Origin of the sequence: Chitinimonas arctica (genome assembly GCF_007431345.1) — a bacterium.
GTDB classification, from domain to species: domain Bacteria; phylum Pseudomonadota; class Gammaproteobacteria; order Burkholderiales; family Chitinimonadaceae; genus Chitinimonas; species Chitinimonas arctica.
This window is the reverse complement of the sequence record NZ_CP041730.1, coordinates 278,672-300,502: the sequence shown is the minus strand read 5'-3', so window position 1 is coordinate 300,502 and position 21,831 is coordinate 278,672. Positions and strand designations below refer to the sequence as shown.

General features: G+C 61.7%; 18 protein-coding genes and 1 pseudogene. 16 read left to right on the top strand and 3 right to left on the bottom strand.

Going from position 1 to position 21,831, the window contains the following annotated elements; genetic code table 11:
- The first annotated feature begins 47 nt into the window (after positions 1 to 47).
- Together FNU76_RS01360 and FNU76_RS01355 are read left to right on the top strand one after the other, a co-directional pair.
- On the top strand, positions 48 to 686 hold the full coding sequence (locus FNU76_RS01360; protein ID WP_143856034.1) for a hypothetical protein: 639 nt from the start codon (positions 48 to 50) through the stop codon (positions 684 to 686).
- On the top strand, positions 683 to 922 hold the full coding sequence (locus tag FNU76_RS01355) for a hypothetical protein (protein ID WP_143856033.1): 240 nt from the start codon (positions 683 to 685) through the stop codon (positions 920 to 922). Before FNU76_RS01360 ends, FNU76_RS01355 begins: the two co-directional genes overlap by 4 nt.
- Here the strand turns inward: FNU76_RS01355 and ppsR are convergent.
- Positions 919 to 1,743 carry a posphoenolpyruvate synthetase regulatory kinase/phosphorylase PpsR gene (gene ppsR, locus FNU76_RS01350; protein WP_143856032.1) on the bottom strand — a complete coding sequence of 275 codons (825 nt, stop codon included), beginning with the start codon at positions 1,741 to 1,743 and terminating at the stop codon, positions 919 to 921. The genes FNU76_RS01355 and ppsR overlap by 4 nt on opposite strands.
- A 282-nt stretch (positions 1,744 to 2,025) precedes the next feature.
- Here ppsR and ppsA point away from each other — a divergent pair, with 282 nt between their 5' ends.
- From ppsA to eno, 4 genes are all read left to right on the top strand, one after another.
- Complete coding sequence (gene ppsA, locus FNU76_RS01345; RefSeq protein ID WP_143856031.1) at positions 2,026 to 4,410, top strand: phosphoenolpyruvate synthase; 2,385 nt, start codon at positions 2,026 to 2,028, stop codon at positions 4,408 to 4,410.
- A 123-nt stretch (positions 4,411 to 4,533) separates the two neighbouring features.
- Complete coding sequence (gene pyrG / locus FNU76_RS01340; protein WP_143856030.1) at positions 4,534 to 6,186, top strand: CTP synthase; 1,653 nt, start codon at positions 4,534 to 4,536, stop codon at positions 6,184 to 6,186.
- Positions 6,187 to 6,299: 113 nt separating this feature from the next.
- On the top strand, positions 6,300 to 7,151 hold the full coding sequence (gene kdsA / locus FNU76_RS01335; RefSeq protein ID WP_143856029.1) for a 3-deoxy-8-phosphooctulonate synthase: 852 nt from the start codon (positions 6,300 to 6,302) through the stop codon (positions 7,149 to 7,151).
- Positions 7,152 to 7,266: 115 nt separating this feature from the next.
- The gene (gene eno / locus FNU76_RS01330) at positions 7,267 to 8,565 is read left to right on the top strand and encodes a phosphopyruvate hydratase (protein ID WP_143856028.1); all 1,299 of its coding nucleotides are present in this window, start codon (positions 7,267 to 7,269) and stop codon (positions 8,563 to 8,565) included.
- Between the two features lie 146 nt (positions 8,566 to 8,711).
- Here eno and FNU76_RS01325 read toward each other — a convergent pair whose 3' ends face one another.
- Positions 8,712 to 9,233, bottom strand: a complete 522-nt coding sequence (locus FNU76_RS01325; RefSeq protein WP_143856027.1) for an Rpn family recombination-promoting nuclease/putative transposase — start codon at positions 9,231 to 9,233, stop codon at positions 8,712 to 8,714.
- A gap of 342 nt (positions 9,234 to 9,575) precedes the next feature.
- Here FNU76_RS01325 and ftsB point away from each other — a divergent pair, with 342 nt between their 5' ends.
- The 10 genes and pseudogenes from ftsB (at position 9,576) to FNU76_RS01275 (ending at position 20,410) form a co-directional block, all read left to right on the top strand.
- Complete coding sequence (ftsB, locus tag FNU76_RS01320; RefSeq protein WP_143856026.1) at positions 9,576 to 10,085, top strand: cell division protein FtsB; 510 nt, start codon at positions 9,576 to 9,578, stop codon at positions 10,083 to 10,085.
- 13 nt (positions 10,086 to 10,098) lie between these two features.
- A pseudogene (uvrC, locus tag FNU76_RS01315) lies at positions 10,099 to 11,915 on the top strand (excinuclease ABC subunit UvrC).
- A 27-nt stretch (positions 11,916 to 11,942) separates the two neighbouring features.
- Entirely contained in the window at positions 11,943 to 12,524 is a 582-nt protein-coding gene (pgsA, locus tag FNU76_RS01310) for a CDP-diacylglycerol--glycerol-3-phosphate 3-phosphatidyltransferase (RefSeq protein ID WP_143856024.1), read from the top strand.
- Between the two features lie 164 nt (positions 12,525 to 12,688).
- Positions 12,689 to 14,095 carry a 3-isopropylmalate dehydratase large subunit gene (leuC, locus tag FNU76_RS01305; protein WP_143856023.1) on the top strand — a complete coding sequence of 469 codons (1,407 nt, stop codon included), beginning with the start codon at positions 12,689 to 12,691 and terminating at the stop codon, positions 14,093 to 14,095.
- 17 nt (positions 14,096 to 14,112) lie between these two features.
- Positions 14,113 to 14,754: a 3-isopropylmalate dehydratase small subunit gene (gene leuD, locus FNU76_RS01300; RefSeq protein WP_143856022.1), complete on the top strand. Its 642-nt coding sequence runs from the start codon at positions 14,113 to 14,115 to the stop codon at positions 14,752 to 14,754.
- An 11-nt stretch (positions 14,755 to 14,765) separates the two neighbouring features.
- Positions 14,766 to 15,080 carry a hypothetical protein gene (locus tag FNU76_RS01295; protein WP_143856021.1) on the top strand — a complete coding sequence of 105 codons (315 nt, stop codon included), beginning with the start codon at positions 14,766 to 14,768 and terminating at the stop codon, positions 15,078 to 15,080.
- A 3-nt stretch (positions 15,081 to 15,083) separates the two neighbouring features.
- Positions 15,084 to 15,557: a hypothetical protein gene (locus tag FNU76_RS01290; RefSeq protein WP_143856020.1), complete on the top strand. Its 474-nt coding sequence runs from the start codon at positions 15,084 to 15,086 to the stop codon at positions 15,555 to 15,557.
- Positions 15,558 to 15,608: 51 nt separating this feature from the next.
- Positions 15,609 to 16,673: a 3-isopropylmalate dehydrogenase gene (gene leuB, locus FNU76_RS01285; protein ID WP_143856019.1), complete on the top strand. Its 1,065-nt coding sequence runs from the start codon at positions 15,609 to 15,611 to the stop codon at positions 16,671 to 16,673.
- A 224-nt stretch (positions 16,674 to 16,897) separates the two neighbouring features.
- Complete coding sequence (asd, locus tag FNU76_RS01280; protein WP_143856018.1) at positions 16,898 to 18,007, top strand: aspartate-semialdehyde dehydrogenase; 1,110 nt, start codon at positions 16,898 to 16,900, stop codon at positions 18,005 to 18,007.
- Positions 18,008 to 18,100: 93 nt separating this feature from the next.
- Positions 18,101 to 20,410, top strand: coding sequence for a Tex family protein (locus FNU76_RS01275; protein ID WP_143856017.1), 2,310 nt, complete (start codon positions 18,101 to 18,103; stop codon positions 20,408 to 20,410).
- Between the two features lie 114 nt (positions 20,411 to 20,524).
- Here FNU76_RS01275 and FNU76_RS01270 read toward each other — a convergent pair whose 3' ends face one another.
- A complete protein-coding gene (locus tag FNU76_RS01270; protein ID WP_143856016.1) occupies positions 20,525 to 21,760 on the bottom strand; it encodes a DUF3103 family protein in 1,236 nt (411 codons plus the stop codon).
- Positions 21,761 to 21,831 lie beyond the last annotated feature (71 nt).

Here is a 21,831-nt window from a genome sequence, read left to right as displayed (position 1 = left end):
CATAGAAGCCCGCTTTACCGCCATACCGATAATCCCCGGAGGAAGCCATGACCCCTATCCACGCCCTGAAGGCGGCCTGCACGGCCGTTCTGCTCGCCTGCCTGGCCGCTTGCGCCAGCCAGCCCGTCACCACTACCGTATCGGCCGATTGCCGTACGGCCGTCCCGGCCAGCCTGGTACCGATTTCGACGGCCGAAATCGATCGCATCAAGGCCATACCGCAGGGCCGGCGTCCGCCGCCGGCCAGCTATCTGCCCGCCAACTATGTTGCCCGGCACCAGCAGGCTTTTGCCTGTGGGGCGTCCTATCTGGTGCCCAAGGCGGCGCTGGACCGCTGGGGCCGCGATCCGGTCGGGCGCACCGACGGCCAGTTCGTCTCGCCGTCCTATGAAGTGGACGATATGCTGGCCCGCACCCATGGCGATATGGCCATGATCGAAAAGGAACTGGGGATTCCGGCCGGCGAGTGGCAGGGCAAGGCCTTTATGCGGATCGATATTCCCCGCCCGCAGGCGCTCGATGTGCGGATACCCTCGGGGAACGAATCGGCCGCCAACGCTTTATGGATTCCCGGCGGCCGCCTGCCGACCGGCCAGTTGGAGGCGGTGGTGAACGCCATCCCGGCCGGCAGCTATACCGAAACCGAGCTATCGACCGCAATTAGCCAGGCGATGGCCAAGCCATGAAAATCATCGCGGAACAGCCGTGGTCGCATGTGCTGCTGGAGCGCGACGGCGAATGGATACTGACGCTGATGTTGCACAGCGGTGCGGTCGAGCATGATCTCAGCGTCCGTTTGACGGAGCAGGAGCGGCAGGCGGTGCAAGCGCAGCCGGCCAGCCTGGCCGCGCTGCTGGCTCGCATCCGCGACGATAGGGCAGCGTTCCGCCCCAGGGAGATCAGCCCGCCGGTATGGCCTTAATAGATCCGCCGCGCCATATTGGTCTTATGCACGATGGTCGAGGCCAGCTCCTCGATGGACTTATTGGTCGTGTTCAGATGCGGCACGCCGGCGCTGCGGTAGATGGCCTCGGCTTCCGCCACCTCGAAGCGGCAGTTGTCCACCGAGGCGTAGCGGCTGTCCGGTTTGCGTTCGGCACGGATCTGCGCCAGCCGTTCCGGCACGATGGTGAGGCCGAACAGCTTGTGCTTGAACGGTAGTAGCGCCTTGGGCAGGCCCGGCTGGCCGAAATCGTCCGGGGTGAGCGGGTAGTTGGCGGCCTTGATGCCGTACTGCAAGGCCAGGTACAGGCAGGTCGGCGTCTTGCCCGAGCGGGACACGCCGACCAGCACGATATCGGCGCTGTCCAGGTCGGCGGGCTTGATGCCGTCATCGTGCGCCAGGGCGTAATTCACCGCTTCGATGCGGGTGTTGTACTCATGGAAATTCTCGATGCTGTGGCTCTTGCCCACCGTGTGGGAGGAGTCCTGGCCCAATTCGGCTTCCAGCGGCTCGATAAAGGCCTCGAAGAAGTCGACCATATGCGCTTCCGGGATATGGATAAGGTCGCGCACCTCATTCTTGACGAAGGTCGAGAACACCAGCGGTCGCACACCGTCGGCGGCGTAGGTCTGGCGGATGCGTTCCGCCACCAGTTGCGCCTTCTCCTCGGTATCGACGAAGGGCAGGGTGATGCGCTTGAACTCTATCCCCTCGAACTGGGTGATCAGGCTGTGTCCCAGCATCTCGGCGGTAATGCCGGTGCGGTCGGAGACAAAGAAGACGGTGCGGTGCGCGGACATGTCGGGCTTTCTTCGATAGGGCTTCGGACCATGTTGCCACAGCGTGGACCGGGCCTGCCAGCCGGTTGTGCATCCGCAACATAAGGGAAAGCGATGGTTTTGCCCGAATAATCATGTAGTCCCGTGATTTCGACTACATTTTTCGGGGAAGTGAAAAATTGCCATGTGTTGCATTGCAATAAATCAGTGCTTGGTTACATAGCGCGAGTGGCTGCGCCATCCCCGCTAAACAGGCTAGAATCGGGCATTCAGATTCCCCAAATCCCGCAAGGAAATACAAAAATGGCAGAGAACTACGTCATCTGGTTCGACGAGCTGCGCATGACCGACGTCGAGCGTGTAGGCGGCAAGAATGCTTCGCTCGGCGAAATGATCAGCCAGTTGGCCGCCTCGGGCGTGCGCGTTCCCGGTGGTTTCGCCACCACGGCTGATGCCTATCGCGCCTTTCTCGCGCATAACGGCCTCTCTGCCAAGATCGATGCGGCGCTGACGGCGCTGGACGTGGAAAACGTCACCGAACTGGCCCGGGTCGGCAAGGAGGTGCGGCAATGGGTGGTGGATACCCCCTTCCCGCCGCAGCTGGACGCGGAAATCCGCAGCAACTACGCCAAGATGATGGCCGAGGCAGGCGAAGGCATGTCGGTGGCGGTCCGTTCCTCCGCCACGGCGGAAGACCTGCCGGATGCCTCCTTCGCCGGCCAGCAGGAAACCTTCCTCAATATCGTCGGGGTGGACAATGTCCTCCACGCCATCAAGGAAGTGTTCGCCTCGCTCTATAACGATCGCGCCATTTCCTACCGCGTGCACAAAGGCTTCGAGCACGCCGATGTCGCCTTGTCGGCCGGCATCCAGCGCATGGTCCGCTCCGACAAGGGCGCGGCCGGCGTGATGTTCACCATCGATACGGAATCGGGCTTCGACGATGTCGTATTCGTTACCTCCAGCTACGGCCTGGGTGAGACGGTGGTGCAGGGCGCGGTCAATCCGGACGAGTTCTACGTATTCAAACCCAATCTGGCCGCCGAGCGGCCGGCCATCCTGCGCCGTAACCGGGGTTCCAAGCTGTTGAAGATGGAATTCACCAGCGACACCAGCGCCGGCAAGTCGGTGCGTACCGTCGATGTGCCGGTGGTCGAGCAGCAGCGCTTTTCGATCACCGATGCCGAGGTGGAAGAGCTGGGCCGCTACGCCCTGATCATCGAAAAGCACTACCAGCGCGCCATGGACATCGAGTGGGGCCGCGATGGCGTGGACGGCAAGCTGTATATCCTGCAGGCACGGCCCGAAACCGTGAAATCGCAGGAAGCGCGCGTCGATACCCTGCGCCGCTACCGGCTCAACAGCAAGTCCACCGTACTGGCCTCCGGCCGTGCCATCGGCCAGAAGATCGGCCAAGGCGTGGTGCGGATGATCAAGGATGCCAGCGAGATGGACACGGTCCAGCCTGGCGACGTGCTGGTTACCGATATGACCGATCCCGATTGGGAGCCGGTGATGAAGCGGGCCGCCGCCATCGTGACCAACCGTGGCGGCCGTACCTGCCACGCCGCGATCATTGCGCGCGAACTGGGCATTCCGGCGGTGGTGGGTTGCGGCGACGCGACCCGGGCCTTGACCAATGGCGCCTATGTCACCGTATCCTGTGCCGAGGGCGATACCGGCAATATCTATGACGGCAAGCTCGACGTCGAGATCATCGATCTGAAGCTCGATTCCATGCCAAAGAGCCCGGTCAAGCTGATGATGAACGTCGGCAACCCCGAGCTGGCCTTCGATTTCAGCCATCTGCCCAATGAAGGCGTGGGCCTGGCACGGTTGGAGTTCATCATCAACCGCATGATCGGTATCCACCCGAAAGCCTTGCTGGCCTACCCGAACCTGCCTTGGGACCTGAAGCAGCAGGTGGACGAGCGTATCGGCGGCTATGCTTCGGCGGTGGATTTCTACGTCGAGAAGCTGGTGGAAGGCATCGCCACCCTGGCGGCGGCCTTTCATCCGAAGAAGGTCATCGTGCGGATGTCCGACTTCAAGTCGAACGAATATTCGAACCTGATCGGCGGCCAGAATTACGAGCCGCACGAAGAAAACCCCATGATCGGTTTCCGTGGCGCTTCGCGTTATATCAGCGAATCGTTCCGCGACTGTTTCGAGCTGGAATGCCGCGCGCTGAAGAAAGTGCGCAACGAGATGGGGCTGGGCAATGTCGAGGTGATGATCCCCTTCGTGCGTACCCTGGATGAAGCCGCCAAGGTGGTGGAACTGCTCAAGGACAACGGCCTGGAGCGTGGCAAGGACGGCCTGCGCCTGATCATGATGTGCGAGATCCCGTCGAATGCCTTGCTGGCGGATCAGTTCCTCGAATACTTCGACGGCTTCTCCATCGGCTCCAACGATATGACCCAGCTGACCTTGGCGCTGGACCGCGATTCCGGCGGCCCCATCGCTTCGCTGTTCGACGAGCGCAATGAGGCGGTCAAGGCGCTGCTGTCCATGGCCATCAAGGCTTGCCGGGCACAAGGCAAGTACATCGGCATTTGCGGCCAGGGTCCGTCCGACCATGCCGATTTTGCCAAGTGGCTGGTCGAGCAGGGCATTGAAACCGTCTCGCTCAATCCGGATACGGTAGTGGAAACCTGGCTGTACCTGGCCCGTGAAATGGCGGCCTGATATAGGCCCAGCACAGAAAAGGCACCTTCGGGTGCCTTTTTCTTTAGGGGACTAGTGTCGTCAACATTGAGGGAGAGGGGGGTAGCAGAGTAAAATACGGAATTACCACTGGGTGGTTCTTCCATGACCAAGTTCATATTCGTTACCGGCGGCGTTGTCTCCTCACTAGGGAAAGGCATCGCCGCCGCTTCACTTGCCGCTATCCTCGAATCGCGTGGCCTCAAGGTCACCATGATGAAGCTCGATCCCTATATCAATGTGGATCCGGGCACCATGTCCCCCATGCAGCACGGCGAGGTATTCGTCACCGAAGACGGTGCCGAAACCGACCTGGACCTGGGGCACTACGAGCGCTTCATCCAGGCCAAGATGAAGAAGTCCAACAACTTCACCACCGGCCAGATCTACGAGTCGGTGATCAAGCGCGAGCGCCGCGGCGATTACCTGGGCAAGACCGTGCAGGTCATTCCCCATATCACCGACGAGATCCGCCATTTTATCGACCAGGGTGCCGGCGATGCCGAACTGGCGGTGATCGAGATCGGCGGTACGGTCGGCGATATCGAATCGCTGCCCTTCCTGGAAGCCATCCGCCAGATGGGCGTATTGCTGGGCCGTGAGAATACCTGCTACGTCCACCTCTCCTACGTGCCCTATATCGCGGCCGCGGGCGAGATCAAGACCAAGCCGACCCAGCACTCGGTGAAGGAATTGCGTGAAATCGGTATCCAGCCCGATGTACTGATCTGCCGTGCGGACCGCATGGTGCCGGACGACGAGCGCAAGAAGATCGCCTTGTTCACCAATGTCAGCGAAAAGGCCGTGGTGTCCTGCCCTGACATGAACTCCATCTACAAGATCCCGCGCGTGCTGTTCGAACAGCATATCGACGACATCATCTGCAAGCAGTTGCAGCTGGATCTGCCGCGTGCCGATCTGGCGGTGTGGGATCGCCTGGTCGATGCGCTGGACAACCCCAAGCAGACCGTCAATATCGCCATGGTGGGCAAGTACGTCGATCTGACCGAAAGCTACAAGTCCCTGATCGAAGCGCTCAAGCATGCCGGCATGCACACCCAGAGCGAAGTCAAGATCCACTTTGTGGATTCCGAAGAGCTGGAAGGCGGCAACCTGGCGCAGATCCATGATATGGACGCGATCCTGGTGCCCGGCGGTTTCGGCAAGCGTGGCGTGGAAGGCAAGATCCGCGCCATTCAGTATGCCCGCGAAAACAATGTGCCTTACCTGGGCATTTGCCTGGGCATGCAGCTGGCCTTGATCGAATATGCCCGCCACAAGGTCGGCATGGCCGACGCCAATTCGACCGAGTTCAACCTGGAATCGCCTTTCCCGGTGGTGGCCCTGATCGACGAGTGGGTCAACCACGACGGCAAGGTGGAAGTGCGCGACGAAAACTCCAACAAGGGCGGCACCATGCGCCTGGGCAGCCAGGAGTGCGACCTCGAAGTGGGTTCGCTGGCCGCCAGGGTCTACGGCGCCAATCGCATCGTGGAACGCCATCGCCACCGCTATGAGGTGAACAACCACTACCTGCCACGGCTCGAAGCCGCCGGCTTGAAGGTGAGCGGCCGGTCCACCGATCCCAATCATCTGTGCGAAACCATCGAATTGCCGGATCATCGCTGGTTCTTCGGTTGCCAGTTCCACCCCGAGTTCACTTCGACCCCGCGCGATGGCCATCCGATGTTCGAGGCCTACGTGGAAGCGGCAATCGCCTATGCCAAAGAGCATGGCCGCGAAGGCCTGAGCTGCTGATTGCAAGTAGAGGGAGGGGCCGGTCCATCGGACCGCGATCCCCCTCGCCGAGCAGTGTTCGTTAATACGTGGGCCGTGCCAGGCGCCCGGCCCACCCTGTATGGGACGCCACCATGAAATTGTGCGGCTTCGACATCGGGCTGGATCAGCCCTTCTTCCTGATTGCCGGCCCTTGCGTGATCGAGGGGGAACAATTCTCCATCGATACCGCCGGCAAGCTGAAGGAAATCACCACCGAGTTGGGCATTCCTTTTATCTACAAATCGAGTTTCGACAAGGCCAATCGCTCCAGCGGCAAGTCGTTTCGCGGCACCGGCATGGACGAAGGCCTGCGTATCCTGGCCAAGGTCAGGGAGCAGGTAGGGGTGCCGGTCTTGACCGATATCCACGAAATCGATCAGATCAAGCCGGTGGCGGACGTCGTGGACGTATTGCAGACACCGGCTTTTCTTTGCCGTCAGACCGACTTTATCCGTGCCTGCGCCCAGTCGGGCAAGCCGGTCAATATCAAGAAGGGCCAGTTCCTGGCGCCGGGCGATATGAAGAACGTGATGGATAAAGCCCGCGAAGCGGCCCGCGAAGCCGGCTTGCCGGAAGACAACTTCATGACTTGCGAGCGTGGCGCCAGCTTCGGCTACAACAATCTGGTCAGCGATATGCGCAGCCTGGCCATCATGCGCGAAAGCGGTTGCCCGGTGGTATTCGATGCCACCCATTCGGTGCAACTGCCCGGCGGACAAGGCGACAAATCCGGCGGCCAGCGCGAATTCGTGCCGGTGCTGGCCCGTGCGGCGGTCGCCGTCGGCATCAGCGGCCTGTTTATGGAAACCCATCCCGATCCCGCCGTAGCCATGTCGGATGGCCCCAATGCCTGGCCCTTGCCGCGCATGAAAGAATTGCTGACCGTGCTGCGCGAACTGGACAGTCTGGTCAAGCGCCAGCCACTGCACGAAAACACGCTGTAGTCCGCCCGCATGCCGGCCTTTCCCTCGCGGTCCCGTGCCCTGCTTGCAATGAGGGGCACCGGCCGGCGCCGGCATGCTCGAATCGACATTCCCAACGACATCCAAGGAAACAACGATGAGCGCTATCGTAGAAGTCATCGCCCGCGAGATTCTGGACTCGCGCGGCAACCCCACGGTTGAAGCCGATGTGCTGCTGGAAAGCGGCGTCATGGGCCGTGCCGCCGTACCCAGCGGCGCCTCCACCGGTGAGCGGGAAGCGCTGGAACTGCGTGACGGCGACAAGAGCCGCTACCTGGGCAAAGGCGTACTGAAGGCGGTCGAGCATATCAATACCGAAATCTGCGAAGCGATCATCGGCCTGGATGCGTCCGAGCAGGCGTTTATCGACCGCACCATGCTGGAACTGGACGGCACCGACGACAAGGGCCGCCTGGGCGCCAACGCCATCCTGGCGGTGTCGATGGCGGTGGCCAAGGCGGCTGCCGAAGAAGCGGGTCTGCCGCTGTACCGCTATATCGGCGGCTCCGGCCCGATGGCGCTGCCGGTTCCGATGATGAACGTGATCAACGGCGGCGAGCACGCCAACAACAGCCTGGATTTCCAGGAACTGATGATCGTTCCGGTCGGCGCGCCCACCTTCCGTGAAGCGCTGCGCTATGGCGCGGAGATCTTCCATCATCTGAAGAAGATCCTGCACGACCAGCATCTGCCTACCCAAGTGGGCGACGAAGGCGGTTTCGCGCCTGACGTGGCCAATGCCGAAGCCGCGCTGGAGCTGATCCGCGCCGCGGTGGAAAAGGCCGGTTACCGTTTCGGCGAAGATATCGTGATCGCCCTCGATTGCGCCGCTTCCGAGTTCTACAACAAGGAAACCGGTAAGTACGTATTCAAGAAGAGCGACAAGCGCGAGCTGAGCTCGGCGCAAATGGTCGATTACCTGGAAAGCCTGGCCAACCGCTTCCCGATCATTTCGATCGAAGACGGCATGGGCGAACGCGATTGGGACGGCTGGAAGCTGCTGACCCAGCGCCTGGGCGAGCGCGTGCAGTTGGTGGGCGACGATCTGTTCGTCACCAACAGCAAGATTCTGGCCGAAGGCATCCAGAAGGGTATCTGCAACTCCATCCTGATCAAGGTCAACCAGATCGGTACCTTGACCGAGACCTTGCAGGCTGTGGACCTCGCCAAGCGCAATCGCTACACCTCGGTGATGTCGCACCGCTCCGGCGAGACCGAGGACAGCACCATCGCCGACCTGGCCGTGGCGACCAACTGCATGCAGATCAAGACCGGCTCGCTCAGCCGTTCGGACCGTATGGCCAAGTACAACCAGTTGCTGCGCATCGAAGAAGAGCTGGGTGATGCGGCTTACTACCCGGGTCGTGCCGCGTTTTACCAGATTCGGCCGCGGTAAATCTCTCTGCGCTCATTGTGGTGAAAGCAACCGCAACGAGTAGCGAGTGCTTGTGGGTCGTCGGCGGGTTCTGCCGGCGGCCCACAAGCACGTTTTTTTTGGGGGGGGGGAGGTGTGGACTGGAGCAAGCGCTGGGCGACAATGGCCTACTCTTTGAAGGCCAACTCGCCAACCCTGGTTATCTGCATCACCGTGGCTTTGTCCATACCGTTTGCCACCATGGCGCGAGCGACTTGTTTCATTTTTTGCCAATATTCTGTGCGACCCAGCTCTATTCCGCGTTCCATACCGCGCTGTTCACCCAATTTCAGGCCGCGCTTTTCACCGCGCTGTTCAACCATCTGGATGAGGGGCATTACAAGCTCCTCGCACTGTGGTGAGCCACGCGCCAAGGTTTTCAATAAAACTTCGGGAATGTCGTTGCCCTCTTCTTTCATGATATAGATCAGCAGACTTTTATACCCATCCTGCCCAACGGTTTTCGCCGAATATAGGGTGTCCGAGTAATAAACTCGCATACCCGGATCGAGATGGGAGCTGGGTTCCAAATGCAGTGTGTCCAAGTCGATTTGCTCGCGTACCACTGGCGGCAAGTGAGCTTCCAAGAAGTCTCTGGCTTTAGTCGGGGTGATCTCGAATTGTTCGAACAGCGCGTCATATGGGCTCATGGTGGCCTTCGCGGGTTGTCAGGGGAGTATGGGCCTTAAAGGTTCGCCTAGCCCATGCCAAGCGTGCGCCGGAGCTTTTTAACGCATAGCGCCGTCAACTTCCCATCAGGTAAAAGCCTGAATCATCCTCACGCTAAACGCATATGCACACGCAGGTATATTGCAACCGTTACCTACCCCGAGAGATGTGGAGCTAGGTGCCAATCGCAGCTTGGGCATCACTGTCTACTCCTGTTGGCACAAGTGCGAATCAGGAGATTTTGGGGCAGATATGCCGCTGACTCAGACTAATAACCCTGGCAGAGCTTCCCTAGTAAGGCCTCCGCCCATACAATCGCGCCCATGCGCCTTCTTGCCGTCATTCTCGCCGCCTGTATCGTCTTGCTCCAATGGCCTTTATGGATAGGCAAGGGTTCGTGGCTGAAGGTATGGCAGATCGAGTCGCAACTGGCCGACCAGCGTACTCAAAACGACAAGCTCCAGGCACGCAACGGTGCGCTGGATGCGGAAGTGCGCGATCTGAAGACCGGCACCGACGCCATCGAGGAGCGCGCCCGCAACGAGCTGGGCATGCTGCGCCAGGATGAAGTGTTCTTCCAGATACTGGATACCAAGCCGACACCGCCCGCTCCGCCGGAAAGTACGCCGCCGGACAGCGCTGCGCCAAGCGAGGACGCGCCCGCGCCGGCCGAACGCCGTGCCGTCGCGCCGGAAGCCGATCCGGTCGTCCCAAAGCCAGCCGCGCCTAAGCCGGCCGCGCCCAAGCCGGTGGAAGCGCCCGCCGCGCCGCACGAAGCCGCCCAGCCTGCGCCGGTAGCCGAGCCTGCCACTTCGACGGCCGAAAGGCCGTGAGGCTGTTGTCAGCATGACGGACAGCCCGCCGTTCGACCCCAAGCCCATCCTGGCCAGTCTGTCCAATCTGCCGGGGTATACCGCTTCCTGTCCGCCAAGGGCGACGTGCTGTACGTCGGTAAGGCAATAGACCTGAAGCGGCGGGTAAGTTCCTATTTCCAGAAGAACGATCAATCGCCGCGCATCCGTTTGATGCTGTCGCAGGTCGCCGATATCCAGACCACGGTCGTGCGTTCCGAAGCCGAAGCCTTGATCCTGGAAAACAATCTGATCAAGGCCCTGACGCCGCGCTACAACATCCTGTTCCGCGACGACAAAAGCTATGCCTATCTGATGCTGAGCGGCCATCGCTCGCCACGGCTGGCTTATTACCGTGGCGCCCTGGACAAAAAACATCAATATTTCGGGCCGTTCCCCAGCGGCCTGGCGGTGCGCGAAAGCATCCAGATACTGCAGAAAGTGTTCAAGCTGCGTACCTGCGAGGATTCGGTGTTCGAGAACCGGGCCCGTCCCTGCTTGCTCCACCAGATCAAGCGCTGCAGCGGGCCGTGCGTCGATGCGATTTCCGCCGAGGACTATCGCCGCGACGTGGGCCACGCCAGCCAGTTCCTGCAAGGCAAGGCCAATGAGTTGCTGCGCCTGCTGGACGAAAAGATGAACGTGGCCGCCGCCGCCTGGCAATTCGAAGCGGCCGCCGCCTACCGCGACCAGATCCAGGCGCTGGCCAAGGTGCAGGAAAAGCAGTTTGTCTCCAGCAACGCCAGCGAAACCGATGCCGATATCGTGGCGTGCGCGGTGGAGAACGGCGTGGTCTGCGTCAACCTGGTGATGATCCGTGGCGGCCGCCATGTCGGCGACAAGTCGCTGTTCCCCGCCCATGGCGAGGACTATGACACGCAAGGCGCCCTGGAAGCCTTCCTGGTACAGCACTATCTGGACCGCGATATCCCGCCGGTCATCGTCTGCAACAGCGTCAGCGACAATGCCATCCTGGTCGAATTGCTCAGTGCGCAGGCCGGCCGCAAGATCGCCATCGTCGCCAACCCCATCGGCGAGCGTCGCGTCTGGCTGGAGATGGCGCTGAAGAACGCGGTGCTGGCCATCGGCCAGCGCCTGTCGCTGGAGTCCACCCAGCTGGGACGCTTGCAGGCCTTGCAGGAGGCACTGCAACTACCCGACTCGGCCCAGCGCATCGAATGCTTCGATATCAGCCATACCATGGGCGAGGCCACCGTGGCGTCCTGCGTGGTGTACGACAAGCTGGGCATGCAGCCCAAGGAATATCGCCACTACAACATCAGCGGCATCACGCCGGGCGACGACTATGCCGCCATGCGCCAGGTGCTGACTCGCCGTTATGAGAAAATCGCGGCAGGCGATGGCGTCGTGCCTGATGTCATCTTGATCGACGGCGGTAAAGGCCAGATCGGCGTGGCGGTCGAGGTCATGCAGGAAGTGGGATTGAGCGATGCCTTGCTGGTCGGCGTGGCCAAGGGCGAAACCCGTAAGCCGGGCCTGGAGCAGCTCGTTGTTCCGTCCCGGAACGAAACGCTACAATTGCCGCGCGATTCGATCGCCCTCCATCTGATCCAGACCATCCGCGACGAAGCGCACCGCTTTGCCATCACCGGCCACCGGGCCCGGCGTGGCAAGGCGCGGGTTTCGTCCAGCCTTGAGGACATCGCCGGCATTGGCGCCAAGCGCAGGCAAAAGCTGCTGAGCCGCTTCGGCGGACTGCAAGGCGTCAAGGCCGCCAGTCTCGACGATCTCTGCCAGGTGGACGGTATCAACCGTTCCCTGGCCGAAAAAATCTATAACGCACTACACTGAAAATTCACCAGCTGGTTCATAGGCCTGATGCCACTTAATCTTCCCAATATCCTTACCTGGGCGCGGATCATGATGATCCCGCTTATTCTCGGTGTATTTTATTTGCCCGATAGCTGGCTGCATCCCATGGCCAAGAATCTGCTGAGCGCCGCCTTGTTCATGCTGGCGGCCGTCACCGATTGGTTCGACGGCTACCTGGCGCGGCGCTGGAACCAGCTATCCGCCTTCGGTGCATTTCTCGATCCGGTGGCCGACAAGCTGATGGTGGCCGCTGCCTTGATCTTGCTGGTGCAGCTTGAGCGGGTGGACGCCTGGCTGGCCGCCATCATCATAGGCCGCGAGATCACCATTTCCGCTTTGCGCGAATGGATGGCCCAGCTCGGCTCCGCCCGCAGCGTGGCGGTTTCGTTTATCGGCAAGTTCAAGACCGCCGCGCAAATGGTGGCCATCACCGTCCTGCTGCTGCACGAGAATTTCATTCCCGGGCTCAACACCCAGAAGCTGGGCTCGGTCTGCCTATTTGTCGCCGCCTTGTTGACGCTCTGGTCAATGGGCTACTACCTGCGCATGGCCTGGCCGCAGTTGAACCCACCCCGTGACCTGACTTGAAGTCACCATCCGCTAGGCGACCGGCGCGATTCCAATAGCAGGGCGTGCTCGGCAAGCGTATAGGCGCGGCCATTCGCGCCTGGCGGCGTGCGCCATCCGGTTGCCGACGCGCGTCGGCGCGTGATAAGTTCGATACCCCCCGATATCGCAACCGGTTGCAAAAAATGGCACAGACTCTCTACGACAAGCTCTGGCATAGCCATGTGGTGCATGAAGAGGCCGATGGCACTGCACTGCTCTATATCGACCGCCACCTGATCCACGAAGTGACCAGTCCGCAAGCGTTCGAAGGCCTGAAACTGGCCGGCCGCAAGCCCTGGCGCATCTCTTCCATCGTCGCTACCGCCGACCACAATACCCCCACCGACCACTGGGACGAAGGCATCAAGGACCCCATCTCGCGCCAACAGGTCGAGACCCTGGACGCCAATATCCGCGAGGTCGGTGCGCTGGCCTATTTCCCGTTCAAGGACAAGGCCCAGGGCATTGTCCACGTGGTGGGGCCGGAGCAAGGCGCCACGCTGCCCGGCATGACCGTGGTGTGCGGCGATTCGCATACCAGCACCCACGGCGCGTTCGCCTGCCTGGCCCATGGCATCGGCACCTCGGAAGTGGAACATGTACTGGCCACCCAGACCCTGGTGGCGAAGAAGTCGCGCGCCATGCTGGTACGGGTGGAGGGGCAGTTGGGACGGGGCGTCACCGCCAAGGACATCGCCTTGGCCGTGATCGGCAAGATCGGTACCGCCGGCGGTAACGGCTACGCCATCGAATTCGGTGGGTCCGCCATCCGCGCCTTGAGCATGGAAGGGCGCATGACCCTGTGCAATATGGCCATCGAGGCGGGTGCCCGGGCCGGCATGGTGGCGGTGGACCAGACCACCGTGGATTATTTGCAGGGCCGTCCATTCTCGCCCAAGGGCGATACGTGGGAGAAGGCGGTTGCCTATTGGCACACCCTGCATTCGGATGCCGACGCGGTATTCGACGCCGTGGTCGAGCTACAGGCCGATCAGCTGGCGCCGCAGGTCACCTGGGGGACCTCGCCGGAAATGGTGGTGACGATCAATGACCGCGTGCCCGACCCGGCCGCCGAGACCGATGCCACCCGCAAGACCGGCATGGAGCGCGCACTCAGCTATATGGGCTTGCAGGCCAATACGCCGATTGCCGAAATCACCATCGATAAGGTCTTTATCGGCTCCTGCACCAATTCTCGCATCGAGGACTTGCGCGCCGCCGCCGCGGTCGCCAAGGGCCATCACAAGGCCGCCAACGTCAAGCTGGCCCTGGTGGTGCCGGGCTCGGGCCTGGTCAAGGTGCAGGCCGAGGCCGAGGGTCTGGACAAGATCTTTGTCGCGGCCGGCTTCGAATGGCGCGAGCCCGGCTGCTCCATGTGCCTGGCGATGAATGCCGACCGGCTGGAACCGGGCGAGCGTTGCGCCTCCACTTCCAACCGCAATTTCGAAGGACGCCAAGGGCAGGGCGGTCGTACCCACCTGGTCAGTCCGGAGATGGCTGCCGCGGCCGCGATCGCCGGCCATTTCGTCGATGTGAGAACGTTCGCCTGAGCGACGGGGAAACACCCATGCAAGCCTTTACTACCCTGAACGGCCTGGTCTGTCCCTTGGACCGCGCCAATGTCGATACCGACGCGATCATTCCCAAGCAGTTCCTGAAGTCGATCAAGCGGGCCGGCTTCGGCCCCAATCTGTTCGACGAGTGGCGTTACCTGGACCATGGCGAGCCGGGCATGGATAACAGCGGGCGCCCGCTCAATCCCGAATTCGTGTTGAACTTCCCCCGCTATGCCGGCGCGCAGGTGCTGCTGGCGCGGGAGAACTTCGGCTGCGGCAGTTCACGCGAGCACGCTCCCTGGGCGCTGGAGGACTACGGTTTCCGGGTGGTGATCGCGCCATCCTTCGCCGATATCTTCTTCAATAATTGCTACAAGAACGGCGTGCTGCCCATTGTCCTGCCGGCCGAGGTGGTGGATGGCCTGTTCCAGGCTACCCAGGCGAACGAAGGCTATCGCCTGACCGTGGATTTGGCGACGCAGACCTTGCGTACGCCCGGCGGCGATAGCCATGGCTTCGAGATCACCGACCATCGCAAGCACTGCCTGTTGAACGGCCTGGACGAGATCGGCCTGACCCTCAAGCATGCGGACCGGATCAGTGCCTTCGAGGCCGCGCGGCGCACGCAGCAACCCTGGTTGTTCAGCGAGTAGGCGTAGACGGCATGCGGCGGATCAGGCTATCCCGGCTACGCTCCGCCACCTTGTCCTTGCTGCAGGCACATCCCCTGCTCAGTTTTCTGCTGATGGGCCTGTGCTTCCTCGGCTTCGGCGTCAGCTCGTTCAATCTGGCCATCCTGCTGCGCGCCAACCTGGAACTGTTCTGGGATTACGGCTGGCAGGTCGTGCAAGACGGCGCATTGGAACAGTTGTTGCAATTGCTGGCGCTCAGTTACGCGGCGCTGGCCGCCTGGGTAGGCTTCAAGTGTTGCGAGAAGCTGCTGGTAGACCGTCTGACCCGCCCGCCGGAAAGAGAGTGAACGATGTTGCCCGCCAATCTGTCCGAGCTTGAAACCATCCGCGACGAGTGCCATGCGATGGTGCGCCAGCGCGCCCGGCTGTCGGCCGGCGCGGCGATGATACCGGTGCCGGGCATGGATATGCTGGCCGATATGATGGTGTTTTCCAATCTGCTGGAGAGCATCAGCCAGCGTTTCGGACTATCGCAGCGTAATTTGGCCGAGCTGGAACCCGCCAAGCGCAATTATGTCTTGCTGGCCGCCGGCCGGGTCGGCAGCGACCTGATCGGCCAGATGATTTCCCGCCAACTGGCCAAGTTGGTATTGAAAAAGGTCGGGACCAAGCTCCTGGGCAAGGCCGCGCTGCGCTTTGTGCCGCTGGCCGGCCAGGCGGTGGCCGCCGCCCTCAGTTACCGCGTCGTTGCCCGCCTGGGAAACGACCATATCGAAGATTGCTATCGAGTTGCACTCGCCATGCTCGACCAGTCAAATCCCTAGCCGCCGCGCTGGCGTCATGGGTATTTTCTCAAGCCCTCCAGAAAGATGATTATGAAGATCGCCATTCTCCCCGGTGACGGTATCGGTCCGGAAATCGTTGCACAAGCGGTGCGCGTGCTGGAAAAACTGCAGGCCGAGGGTCTGCAGGTCGAGATGGAAACGGCCCCGCTGGGCGGCGCCGCCTATGACCAGTACGGCGAACCCTATCCGGAAGCGACCCGGCAGTTGGCCCGCAGTGCTGACGCCATCCTGTTGGGCGCCGTGGGCGGCCCGGCCTACGATGCGCTGCCGCGCGAGAAGCGTCCGGAACGGGGTCTGCTGGCCATTCGCAAGGACCTGGGACTGTTCGGCAATCTGCGTCCCGCCATCCTCTACCCGGAACTGGCCGGTGCTTCCACGCTGAAGCCGGAAGTGGTGGCGGGCCTGGATATCATGATCGTGCGCGAGCTGACCGGCGACATCTATTTCGGTCAACCGCGCGGCATCCACGTCAACGCCGCCGGTGAGCGCGAAGGTTTCAACACCATGCGCTACAGCGAGTCGGAGATTCGCCGTATCGCCAAGCTGGCCTTCGAGATCGCGCAGAAGCGCAATCGCAAGCTGTGCTCGGTGGACAAGGCCAATGTGCTGGAATGCACCGAGTTCTGGAAGGAAATCCTGATCGACGTGGCCAAGGATTATCCGGATGTCGAACTCAGCCATATGTATGTGGACAATGCCGCCATGCAGCTGGTGCGTAATCCCAAGCAGTTCGATGTGATCGTCACCGGCAATATCTTCGGCGACATCCTCAGCGATGAAGCCTCCATGCTCACCGGCTCGATCGGCATGCTGCCGTCCGCCTCGCTGGATGCCGCCAATAAAGGCTTGTACGAACCTTGCCACGGTTCGGCGCCCGATATCGCCGGCAAGAATGTCGCCAACCCCTTGGCCACCATCCTGTCGCTGGCGATGATGATGCGTTACACCTTTGCCCGTGAAGACCTGGCCACGCGTATCGAGCAGGCGGTACAGACGGTATTGCGGCAAGGCTATCGTACCGCCGATATCTTCGAGCCCGGCACCGAGCGCATCAGCTGCTCCGCCATGGGCGATGCCGTGGTTGCCGCGCTGTAAGGCTGTCTCAGAAATAAGCAGGGCTTATAAGAACTATAAGGAGATATCGGATTCTGCTATGGCTGTTCCATAGGCAGAATCCATCCCTACCTTGTAAGCCCTGCGGTAAACTCTCGATTCCCTCAAGTCGAGGCTTTGGCGGTGAAATGCCCCCGTGGCTGCCGCCAAGTATTGCCGATCCAGGCTACGAGGCTTCACTTAACAAACTGGATCAAGGAATCAAAATGTTGAAAGTCGGTTTAGTCGGTTGGCGCGGCATGGTGGGTTCGGTGCTGATGCAGCGTATGCGCGAGGAGAACGATTTCGCCCATATCGCGGCCACGTTCTTCACTACCTCGAATATCGGTGGACCCGCGCCGGATGTGGGCCATGGCAGCGGCAGCCTGAAGGACGCCAAGTCCCTGGCCGAACTGCAAGCCATGGATATCATCATCACCTGCCAGGGTGGCGACTACAGCAGCGATATCCATCCGCGCCTGCGGGCGGCGGGCTGGCAGGGCTACTGGATCGATGCGGCCTCGACCTTGCGCATGGAAAAACAAGCGGTGATCGTGCTCGATCCGGTCAACCTGGACCAGATCAAGACCGCCATCGCCCAGGGCGGACGCGATTTCATCGGCGGCAACTGCACCAATTCCATCCTGCTGATGGGCTTGGGCGGCCTGTTCAAAGCCGGCCTGGTGGAATGGGTCAGCTCGATGACCTACCAGGCGGCTTCCGGCGGCGGTGCGCAGCATATGCGCGAGCTGTTGAAGCAGATGGGCGTTATCCATGCCTCGGTGGCACATCTGCTGGAAGATCCTGCTTCCGCCATTCTGGATATCGATAGCCGCGTCGCCGAGACCATGCGCGACGACGGTTTCCCGACCGAGCATTTTGGCGCGCCCTTGGCCGGTAGCCTGATCCCCTGGATCGACAAGCAGCTGGACAACGGCCAATCCAAGGAAGAATGGAAGGGCCAGGCCGAGGTCAACAAGATCCTCGGCAACGCCAGCCCCATTCCGGTCGATGGCCTATGTGTCCGGATCGGCGCCATGCGCTGCCATAGCCTGGCGCTGACGCTCAAGCTCAAGCAGGATCTGCCGCTGGCCGAGATCGAGCAGCTGATCAAGGGCGGCAATCCTTGGGTCAGGTTCGTTCCGAACGATCGTGCCCTCAGCGTGCAGGCACTGACGCCGACCGCCGTGACCGGCAAGCTGGATATCGCCGTCGGCCGAGTGCGCAAACTGAATATGGGTCCCCAGTATCTGAGCGCCTTTGTCTGTGGCGACCAATTGCTGTGGGGCGCGGCCGAGCCATTGCGCCGCACCCTGCGTATCCTGCTGGACAAGTAAGCTATCCATCCAGGGACGGCGGGACGGCATTGCCGCCCCGCCGTCTTTTATCCGTTTAACCCTGTCTTCATCCGGCCTCAAAGTCTCGCACCCATGCTGCCTTCCATCGAACAACGCATTGCCCAGGAAATCAATTGCCGTCCCGCCCAGGTCGGCGCCACCGTCGCCATGCTGGACGAAGGTTCGACCGTGCCCTTTATCGCGCGCTATCGCAAGGAAGCGACGGGAGGGCTGGACGATACCCAGTTGCGCCACCTGGAAGAGCGGCTGCGTTATCTGCGCGAGCTGGAGGAACGGCGCGGGAGCGTGATTGCTTCGGTGCAGGAGCAGGGCAAGTTGAGCGAGGAACTGCATGCCGCGCTATTGTCGGCCGACAATAAGCAGCGTCTTGAAGACTTATATCTACCGTACAAGCAGAAGCGCCGCACCCGGGCGCAGATCGCCCGCGAAGCAGGCCTGGCGCCGCTGGCCGAGCTGCTATTGGCGGAGCCGGGACGCAATCCGGAAGCCGAGGCGGCCGCCTTCATCAGCGTGGATAAAGGCGTGGCCGAGGTGAAGGCGGCGCTGGACGGCGCCCGCCATATCCTGATCGAGCAATACGCCGAGGATGCCCAGTTGCTGGGCGAATTGCGCGAACTGCTGTGGCAGCGCGCCGAACTCACGGTCAGCCTGGCCGATGAGGGCAAGCGCGAGGCGGGCAGCAAATTCGCCGATTATTTCGATCACCGCGAAGCCTTGGCGAAGACGCCCTCGCATCGCGCGCTGGCCATCCTGCGCGGCCGCAACGAAGGCGTGCTGAATTTCGCCCTGCTCCTGCCGGAGGAAGCCGATCTACCGGCCGGCAAGGCCGGCACGGGCGAACTCCGCATCGCGGCGCGCTTCAATATCAGCGACCAAGGCCGGCCGGCCGACCGTTGGCTGCTGGATGGCGTAAGACTGGCCTGGCGCGCCAAGATCTTCCTCTCGCTGGAGGTGGAATTGACCAATCGTCTGCGCGAAGCGGCCGAGGCGGACGCGATCAAGGTATTCGCCAGCAATCTGAAGGATCTGCTGCTGGCCGCGCCGGCCGGACCACGCGCCACCATGGGCCTGGACCCGGGGCTGCGTACCGGCGTCAAGGTGGCGGTGGTCGATGCCACCGGCAAACTGCTGGCGACCGATACCATCTACCCGCATGTGCCGCGCAACGACTGGGACGGCAGCCTGGCCCGGCTGGGCCGCCTGGTGGCGGTCCACCAGGTGGAACTGATTGCCATCGGCAATGGCACCGCCAGCCGCGAGACCGACAAGCTGGCGCAGGATCTGATCAAGCAACTGCCGCAGTTCCCCATGCACAAGATCGTGGTATCGGAAGCCGGCGCTTCGGTGTATTCGGCCTCCGAGCTGGCCGCCCGCGAATTCCCCGAGCTGGATGTCAGCCTGCGCGGTGCGGTGTCCATTGCCCGCCGCTTGCAGGATCCGCTCGCCGAACTGGTGAAAATCGACCCGAAGGCGATCGGCGTGGGCCAGTACCAGCATGATTTGAACCAGGGCGAGCTGGCCCGCACCCTCGATGCCGTGGTGGAAGATTGCGTGAACGCCGTGGGCGTGGACGTCAATATGGCCTCCAGCGCGCTATTGGCGCGGGTATCCGGCCTGACGCCCACCCTGGCCGGCAATATCGTTGCCTTCCGCGACAGCCACGGCGCCTTCCGCAGCCGGGCCGCCCTCAAGGCGGTGCCGCGGCTGGGCGAAAAGACCTTCGAGCAGGCCGCCGGTTTCTTGCGCATCAGCAATGGCGACAATCCGCTGGATGGCTCCAGCGTCCACCCGGAAGCTTATCCGGTAGTGGAAAAGATCATTCTCAAGACCCGCCGCGAGATCAAGCAATTGATCGGCGAATCGGGCTTTCTCAAACAGCTGGATGCGCGCGAATTCATCGATGAGCGCTTTGGCCTGCCCACGGTGCGCGACATCCTGGCCGAGCTGGAAAAGCCGGGACGCGATCCCCGCCCGGAGTTCAAGACCGCCAATTTCCGCGATGGAGTGGAAGATATCAAGGATCTGCTGCCCGGTATGGTATTGGAGGGCGTCGTGAGCAATGTGGCGGCCTTTGGCGCCTTCGTCGATATCGGCGTGCACCAGGACGGTCTGGTCCATGTGTCGGCGTTGGCCAGTAAGTTCGTCAAGGACCCGCGCGATGTGGTCAAAGCCGGTGACGTGGTCAAGGTCAAGGTGGTGGAGGTGGATGTCAAACGCCAGCGGATTGCCTTGACCATGCGGCTGGACGACGAAGCGGGCGCCGCGCCCGCCCGTTCGACGCCGCGCAGCGATGCACCGCGCAAGCCAGCCGGCAAGCAGGTAGCCCCGGCCGGCGATTCGGCCATGGCCTTGGCGTTCGCTGCGCTGACCAAGAAGAACTAAGTCCATTCCTGCGGCGTTTTGCCGCGATGGGAGAAAAAACGTCCCGCCGGTTAACCCTGGCGGGACGTTTTTCCTTACGCGGGCGACCCAGCACCCGCGTATTCGTACCGGTGCTTACTGCTCTTGCAGTTTGTATGGCGTCAGCGTCATGGTGACGTTGCCGCCCACGCCTGCCCAGTCGGTATAAGTCCGGTTCTTTTCCAGGGTGTAGAAGCTGTCCATGTAGTCGTCGTCATTGGAGAACCAATGTGCCGGCATGGCCTGGATGATGGCGTTCGCCACCGTGGCGATCACGGCGAATTCCGGCTTGAACACACCGAGGATCTTCTCCACGCCCGAAGTGACGGCCAAGACCAGGTCCTTGTAGTTGGTATTGTCGTCGTGCTCGAAGAACTGGACGTTGGCCGCCGCGTAGCGGTAGTTGCTCCAGAAGATCAGGATCTGGTTCGGCGAATAGGTCTGGCCGTCGTAGTCCAGGTAGGGCATGTCGACCAGCTCGATCTGCGCCTTGGATTGGTCGGGCTGCACGCCCGAAACCATGGCATAGACTTCTGCCGCGCCGGAAATCCACGGCTCCTGGTCGTTGCCGACGCGGATGCGGTCAAGCTTGGCGGTATCGACATAGCCCGCGCTGGCGCCTGCCGCCGCCATCGGTGGCCGCTTCAATTGCATGCCTTGTTGCGCCAGCGTCTTGTTGGCCAGCGCCAGGCCGGCACGCAGATCCTCATGGCCGTCGATATCGGCAACCAGCACCGGGAACTGCGGCGCGGTCTTGGCATCGAGCTTGTGCACGCGACCGTTGCGGTCGTAGGCTTCCACGACCTTCCATTGCTTGTCGTCGCCGGCCGGTTCGAACGCAACCAGGGTCTGGCTCAGATCAGCCGGGCTCAGTTCGGCTGCCGCGAAGGCCTGCTTGGGTTGATACAGGCGTACCTGCAGCAAGCCAGGGCTCATGCCGACCAGGCCCTTTTTACGCAGTACCGTGGTATCGAGCTGACGCAGCTTCTGGTCCGCGCCTTCCTCACGCAGGATGGCGCCCATATGGCGCGGCTGGCGTTGCTGGAAGTCGTCCAGCACCGCGCGCAGGGCGGCGGCCTTGGGCCGGCCGGGATGTTGCGACGGGACTTTCAGCTGCTTGTCCAGACTGGCGGCGAATGCCGGATCGGCCAAGAGACGGGCCACCTGTTGGGCGGCTTGACGCTTGGCAAGGTCGATGGCGGTGGGTTGTACCGCCATGCCATTCAACATTTCGGGGGCGGCGACCGCCCGGATTTCCTCCGCCTGGGTACCAAAGGCAGCAAGACACAATGCACCAATACTCAGTTGGCGCCATATGGTAGTAAATTTCATTGAAACTCCTCAAATCTTATTGATCACCCTGTAAGGCCGGGCGTGAATTGCCAAAGCAAACAAGCGCTTGG